The organism is Brevibacillus sp. MER 51 (genome assembly GCF_023714195.1).
Classification (GTDB): domain Bacteria; phylum Bacillota; class Bacilli; order Brevibacillales; family Brevibacillaceae; genus Brevibacillus.
The window spans coordinates 570,174-576,668 of the sequence record NZ_JAMAUS010000002.1 but is presented as its reverse complement, the minus strand read 5'-3'; the positions used below and the strand labels follow the sequence as shown (position 1 = coordinate 576,668).

Below are 6,495 nucleotides of genomic sequence, written 5' to 3'. Positions count from 1 at the left end.
ATATTGTCGCCTCATGGCGAAAGGAAAGCCAGGCGGAAAAGCAGTGACAGCTGTTGCACGTGAATTGTTGGGTTTTATTTGGGCGATCACTCGACAAATGGAACAAGCGTCATAAAAAGTTAACCTAGAATCAAGCAGTGAAGATAGGGCTCGAAGGCAAAAGGAAGAACCGGTAGGGAGAAACCACGTGCTTTACTTGCACACTTGTTTAAAAACAACTATGTGCGTCATAAGTTTGTGGAAGCTCCCCCGAACGGAGAGATAAAATGTGAGAACCCACGGATATCAGACTGCTCACCGTCGAAAAGTTTTTGCCTTCGTGCCGTGTCTTTACCCATTCTTGTTGCTTGACATGGAGCCTCTGCGGGCATGATTTTTGCGTAAAACGCGGTGGGTTTCTTTACGCTGACCGCAACAGAGCAGTCTACCACGCCCGCCTCTCCATATAAAGCAACAAGAAAAAAGAAAAAACGGGGCCGTCATGCTATTGACAGTCCTCGTTCATATCAGTGAAGCTGAAATTCCCCGCCATTTTTTCCGAAGCTGGGTTGGGCTCCAGAGGCGCTTGGACTGGAAATGCACTTCTTCCGGCGTAGCTTTTGTAAGTATTTTGAAAGCCGTCTCATGATGAGAAAGATTGCTTCTTGACCATACTGACTTTCATTTCAAATCGATTCAGTGGAACACATCCACGAAGTACAACAATGAAATGATTTTACGATTTTTCTGTTATTTCCCTTCAAATAGATGAAAAAAATAGACAAAAGCAACGCCAAAGAAGCGTGTTTCCAGTCATAGCGCCTCTGGAGCCCGACCAAGCGGAGGGATGAATGACAGAAGCGTTTTTAGCTTCAACGTGCGAATACTTCATCGAGGCAACCACTTTTGAAGCAGCTCCCGTCATTTATACCGGAGCGGACAGTCTTCACCCCCTTGCGGGGCGTAGGCCGAAGCGAAGACTGGAAACGCGCTTCTCCACCGAAGCAACGGTATCGAATATATTTTCGGACTTTTTAATCTATACAAAATTAAATAAAAGTAAAAATATTATAAATTGATGTAAAGATGCTGAAAGGTTCGGTTGAAAATCTGCCGTATAATGCAAATAAGAAATACATTCAGAATTTTCGACAGTATTCTACAGGGGGTAGACACAAATGAAGAAAACACGCATGGTCGGTTCCTTGTTGTCTCTGACATTGACGGTTAGTGTTGCGTTGACTGGATGTGGTGGTGCGAGCTCGGAGCAATCCGGTTCGACGAATAATACTGCTGCAGAAGCTCCGAAAGAAGGGGGAACCCTGATTATAGCCCGCAAAGCAGACGCCAACAATTTGGACCCGCATTTCATCTCCAATATTCCTTCGGCAAACTATGTGTACGGAAAAGTCTATGAGAGCTTGGTTTCTCGCGATAAAAACGGCGAGTACAAGCCTACACTAGCCACTGAATGGAAACAGCTCGATGACTTGACATGGGAGTTTAAGCTCCGTGAGGGCGTTACGTTCCACGATGGTACACCTTTTACAGCAGACGCTGTGAAAAAGACGTTCGAACGTGTACTCGATCCAAAGGTTGCATCACCGCGTGCATCCAACTTTTCCATGATCAAAGAAATCAAGATCGTGGATGACAAGACTGTACATTTCGTGCTGGAGTATCCGTTTGCACCGCTGCTCTCCATCTTGGCTAGCTCAGAAGGAAGCATCATCAGCCCGAAAGCGATCGCCGAGCATTCCGATACATTGGCGAAGCAGCCTGTGGGAACCGGTCCTTTCAAATTTACATCGTGGGCACCGGGTCAAGATATGAAGCTCACGAAAAATGATACCTACTGGGGTGAAAAACCAAAGGTAGATGAAGTATTGTATAAGGTCGTTCCAGAAGATACGACCCGTGTAGCCATGATTGAAGCAGGCGAAGCGCACATTGGCGACCAGCTTCCTGTAACGGAAGTAGAGCGTGCACAGGCATCTCCTGGGATGAACATGGTGCGTGCAGAAGGCTTGGGTGTGGATTATATCGGCTTTAACGTACAGAAGAAGCCATTTGATGATGTACGTGTACGTCAAGCTGTCGCGCATGCTATCGAAAAGCAAGCCATTGTACAAGGAGTATACAACAATGTAGGAACACAAGCAGTTTCCTCTATGTCGCCAAAAGTAATCGGCTTCACCCCGAATCTCCAGGATTACTCGTATGATGTCAATGCAGCAAAAGCACTGCTCGCAGAAGCAGGTTACCCGAACGGCTTCAAGACGTCCATTGTGACAGATGATCGTAAAGAGCGCATGAACGTAGCTGAAGTCATCCAGTCACAGTTGAAAGGCATCGGCATTGATTTGGAGATCAAAGTAATGGAATACGGTGCCTACCTGGAGCACACAGACAATGGTGAGCATGCGATGTTCATCGGGGGTTGGGGCAATGCAACAGGGGATGGCGACTACAACCAGTACAATGTTTTCCACAGCACATCGAAAGGCAGCGCAGGTAACATGGCGTTCTACAACAATCCAGAGGTAGACAAGCTGATTGAAGAAGGACGTCGCGAAAAAGATCCGCAAAAACGCAATGAAATTTATGCAAAGCTGCAAGAAATCGAGCTGAAGGAAGTACCGATCCTTCCAATCCGCACGATTGACCATGTGGCGGTTACATCCAAGAATGTAAATGGCTTCTGGCTGAGCCCAGTTGGCTACTTGATGCTGGATGACGTATCGATCAACTAACGATCAACTAACGGTGATAGAAGGGATGGCGTTTGTCGCTGTCCCTTCTTTCGTCAATAGAAAGGAATTCAAGCTCTGGACCGGGAATGTAACTTGGGGAAGAGAAATGCTCAAGAGACAAGTCATGGGGTGGAAAACATGCAGGAAGAGCAGCTAGACATATTTGATGAAGCAGGGCGGCACATCGGGGTAGAAGCGCGTAGCGAAGTACATCGGTTGGGGCTGTGGCACCAAACCTTTCACTGTTGGATTTATCGCGTAGTAAATGACCAGATCGAAATGTTGTTCCAAAAAAGACATCCACAAAAGGATACTTGTCCGGATCTGCTCGACATTACCTCTGCCGGTCATCTTCTCGCTTCAGAACAGCCATGTGACGGCGTGCGGGAATTGGAGGAGGAGTTGGGCTTGTCCGTGAGCTTTGAGGAATTGGACAAGCTAGGCGTGATTCGTGATGTAATGGTTGCCCCCTCCATTATTGATAAGGAAATGTGCCACACATTTTTGTATGAATGCGATCAACCCTTACGCGAGTATCGTGTACAAGAAGAAGAAGTCACAGGGCTGTTTTGGGTCAGTCTGCATGAGCTAGAGCGGTTGTTTGCGGGCGAGATCGGGCAGATGACGGTGAATGGATTTTTGCTAACGGAAAATGGTGAACCTAAAGATACAACGATGATTGCGGCCAAAGCTGACTTTGTACCACATGAAGTGCATTATTACCAGAAGGTGTTTGCAGCAGTGAAACTACGCTCAGCCAATCGAATGCCCTGATCGGAAAAACAATGCCTCGCTTGTTATTTGACAAGACGAGGTTTTTCGTTAGTGGAGAAAGATGGTTCTCTCATGTGATATACTAAACAATGCTTTTTCACTGCTCGCGATCATGCATACATAGAGAGAGGAGATCGAGATGAGACTTCAGATTATGATTGCCCTAATGCTCTCGACATTCCTTGCTGCGATGGAAGGAACGATTGTGAGTACAGCAGTACCGCGCATTACGAGCGATTTGGCAGGCTTTGAACAGGTGAGCTGGGTATACGCCATCTACATGCTTGCCACTGCCGTATCTGCCCCCATTTACGGCAAGCTGGCTGATTTATTTGGCCGAAAAAACGTATTGTTAATCGGAATCGGCATCTTTTTGCTAGGTTCTACGCTCTGTGGAGTAGCGACTTCGATGTGGCAGCTCATTGTTTTTCGTGCCATTCAAGGCTTGGGTGCAGGTTCAGTCATGCCCATTACGATGACCATTATCGGTGACTTGTACACGGAGCAGACTGCCAGAGCAAAAGCCCAGGGCTGGATTAGTGCTGTATGGGGACTTTCCGGTGTGGCAGGTCCGTTGGTCGGAGGGTTTTTGGTCGATACGCTGACGTGGCGTTATATCTTTTTTCTTAACTTGCCTTTTGGACTTGTATCGTTTTTCATGCTCATCTTTTTGTACAAGGAAAAGCTTGCCGTCAAAGAAAAGCGCCATATCGATTATCCGGGCGCGCTTATTTTTTCGGTCGGAACCATCGCTTTGTTGTATGCCTTGTTAACAGGCAGTCAAAATCAATCCTGGACCAGTCCAGTGACGATTTCCTTGATCGTATTTGCTTTGGTGACCTATTTGGTGTTTGTAACGGTGGAGAAGAAATCGCCTGAGCCGCTGATTCCGCTTACGCTTTTTACCAATCGAAATGTAACCATGATCAATCTGCTGACGCTCTTGACCAATGGAATTGTAATCAGCATGGTGGTGTACTTGCCGATCTGGAGCCAGGGAGTCTTGGGAGAAAGTGCGACGATGGCTGGCTTTGTCCTGACACCGATGCCGGTTTGCTGGACAATCGGCTCTATCCTTGCCGGGAACTTGTTAGGAAAGCTGCGAGCGGAACAGTTGTTTATCGCGGGGACAGCCGTTCTGACGGTAGCGACAACGTTGTTGAGCTTCCTTTCCGCTCACTCAGCGGGATACCTCATTTATGTGGCTGTGGGCTCAATTGGTTTGGGAATGGGACTCATTTCCCCGATCGTTATGGTAAAAATTCAATCGTCTGTTGCAGTCGACAAGAGGGGAACTGCCATTGCTCTCAATACATTCACGGGTACATTTAGCCAAACCTTCGGGGCTGCTGTATTCGGAATGTTGTTCAACATGGTAACTGTAGCAAGTGGTCATACGAATTTAGGGGCCTCGTTTGAACACGGATCGGTCCCTGTGGCACAGCTGGCACAAATCCGGGACTTATTGGCTAGTGGTGTTCATGTGGTTTTCACAGGCACTTTAGTGCTTGCGATAGGCAGCTTTATTCTGACGCTTTTGATCGCAAAAGGGAATCGAGTCAAGCAGACACACTAATTCGAAGACGTCCGCCAAGTGCGGACGTTTTTTAATATTTGGTTACAGTTTTCCAAAAAATACAAACTTCGTATTGCCAGCGGTTACATTCATCGATACTATTTTCCTAGATGCCCAATTTCTTGCAGACAGGAGTGCATGAGACGATGGAGGAGATTCGCCCGGTTTCAATTGACGATATCGATGAGGTCGTTAGGATTGCAGCGATGAGCTACCCTGGAAGCAATCTTCTGGGTACAGATAGCAGACAGCGTTTTGCGGACCGTGTAAAAGAAACGATCGAAAACGACCCACACGTCAGCTACCACGGCTGCTATCGGGATGGACGACTAGTGGGAATTATGAAATGGTACGATTTCCCTATGAATGTTCACGGTACACCGCTCTTGACTGGCGGGATTGGGCTGGTCGCCGTAGACCTTTTGCATAAAAAGGAAAAGGTCGCCATGTCGATGCTACAAGGTTTTCTTTCCAGCTACCGGGAACGGGGAATCTCGCTGGTCTCTCTCTATCCGTTTCGTGTTGATTTTTACAAGCAAATGGGGTTTGGAATAGGAACCAAGGTTCACCAATACAAATTCAAACCGTCCAGCCTGCCGTTTGTAGGAAAGGACAAAATCGTTTATATAGGAAAAGAGGACAAAGAAGAACTGTCTGCTTGCTATCATCGCATCGCCCGTCAAACCCATGGTATGATCAAGCGAACAGACCGAGAGTGGGACAGACTCCTCGATGTCCCGGAAATGATTGTTGTCGGCTACAAAAAGGAAGGGAGATTAGGCGGCTATCTCGCTTTCCAGTTCCAGAGCGCTCATGAAAAAAATAAACTCGTCAACAACATAGAAGTAAGAGAGCTTCAATATGAGAGCCGCGAAGCATTTGCCCAACTGCTCTCTTTCCTGCGGAGTCAGGCCGATCAGATTCAACGGATCGAGTTCACGACACCGGACGAAGATTTTCACTTGTTGCTCTCTGATCCGGGCAATGGAACGGATTCGCTGTTGTGGAGCATTTATCATGAGAGCCATGCATCAGGAGTCGGTCTGATGTATCGGATCATTGATGTTCCAGGATTTTTCCGTCAGCTCTCCCACCACCGTTTTGGTTCGGAAACAGTGAATGTAAAGCTGACGATCCGCGATTCGTTCCTGCCCGAGAATGAAGGAACATGGCTCATCAAGTTTGTCGATGGACGTCCGGAAGTAGGAGAGGCAGCGGAGTCAGACGTTTCGGTGCAGCTCGATATTGCCGATTTTTCTTCACTCGTGATGGGGGTAGTAACTGCCCGCAAGCTGTATCAATACGGCCAGTTAGAGCTGGATACTACACAGAAGCTTCCCATTTTGGATAGGCTGTTTGCAGTTTCCGAGAAGCCGAGAAGTGTGACAACCTTCTAAAAAGAAGATTCGTCAC

General features: G+C 47.3%; 5 protein-coding genes. All 5 read left to right on the top strand.

The genetic code is table 11. The features are described 5' to 3' along the window. Positions 1–830 precede the first annotated feature (830 nt). Complete coding sequence (locus tag M3630_RS07020; RefSeq protein WP_251251651.1) at positions 831–1,058, top strand: hypothetical protein; 228 nt, start codon at positions 831–833, stop codon at positions 1,056–1,058. 99 nt (positions 1,059–1,157) lie between these two features. After that, positions 1,158–2,732: a glutathione ABC transporter substrate-binding protein gene (locus tag M3630_RS07015; protein WP_251251650.1), complete on the top strand. Its 1,575-nt coding sequence runs from the start codon at positions 1,158–1,160 to the stop codon at positions 2,730–2,732. A 138-nt stretch (positions 2,733–2,870) separates the two neighbouring features. Then, positions 2,871–3,506, top strand: a complete 636-nt coding sequence (locus M3630_RS07010; RefSeq protein WP_173608677.1) for an NUDIX hydrolase — start codon at positions 2,871–2,873, stop codon at positions 3,504–3,506. A gap of 139 nt (positions 3,507–3,645) precedes the next feature. Beyond that, a complete protein-coding gene (locus tag M3630_RS07005) occupies positions 3,646–5,082 on the top strand; it encodes an MDR family MFS transporter (protein ID WP_251251649.1) in 1,437 nt (478 codons plus the stop codon). 146 nt (positions 5,083–5,228) lie between these two features. Then, positions 5,229–6,479, top strand: coding sequence for a GNAT family N-acetyltransferase (locus M3630_RS07000; RefSeq protein WP_251251648.1), 1,251 nt, complete (start codon positions 5,229–5,231; stop codon positions 6,477–6,479). The last annotated feature ends 16 nt before the right edge of the window (positions 6,480–6,495 follow it).

Bases quoted from the DNA above. Each gene is read 5' to 3' on its own strand.
- M3630_RS07015 (WP_251251650.1), top strand. From the start codon at position 1,158: ATGAAGAAAACACGCATGGTCGGTTCCTTGTTGTCTCTGACATTGACG.
- M3630_RS07005 (WP_251251649.1), top strand. From the start codon at position 3,646: ATGAGACTTCAGATTATGATTGCCCTAATGCTCTCGACATTCCTTGCT.
- M3630_RS07010 (WP_173608677.1), top strand. From the start codon at position 2,871: ATGCAGGAAGAGCAGCTAGACATATTTGATGAAGCAGGGCGGCACATC.
- M3630_RS07020 (WP_251251651.1), top strand. From the start codon at position 831: ATGACAGAAGCGTTTTTAGCTTCAACGTGCGAATACTTCATCGAGGCA.
- M3630_RS07000 (WP_251251648.1), top strand. From the start codon at position 5,229: ATGGAGGAGATTCGCCCGGTTTCAATTGACGATATCGATGAGGTCGTT.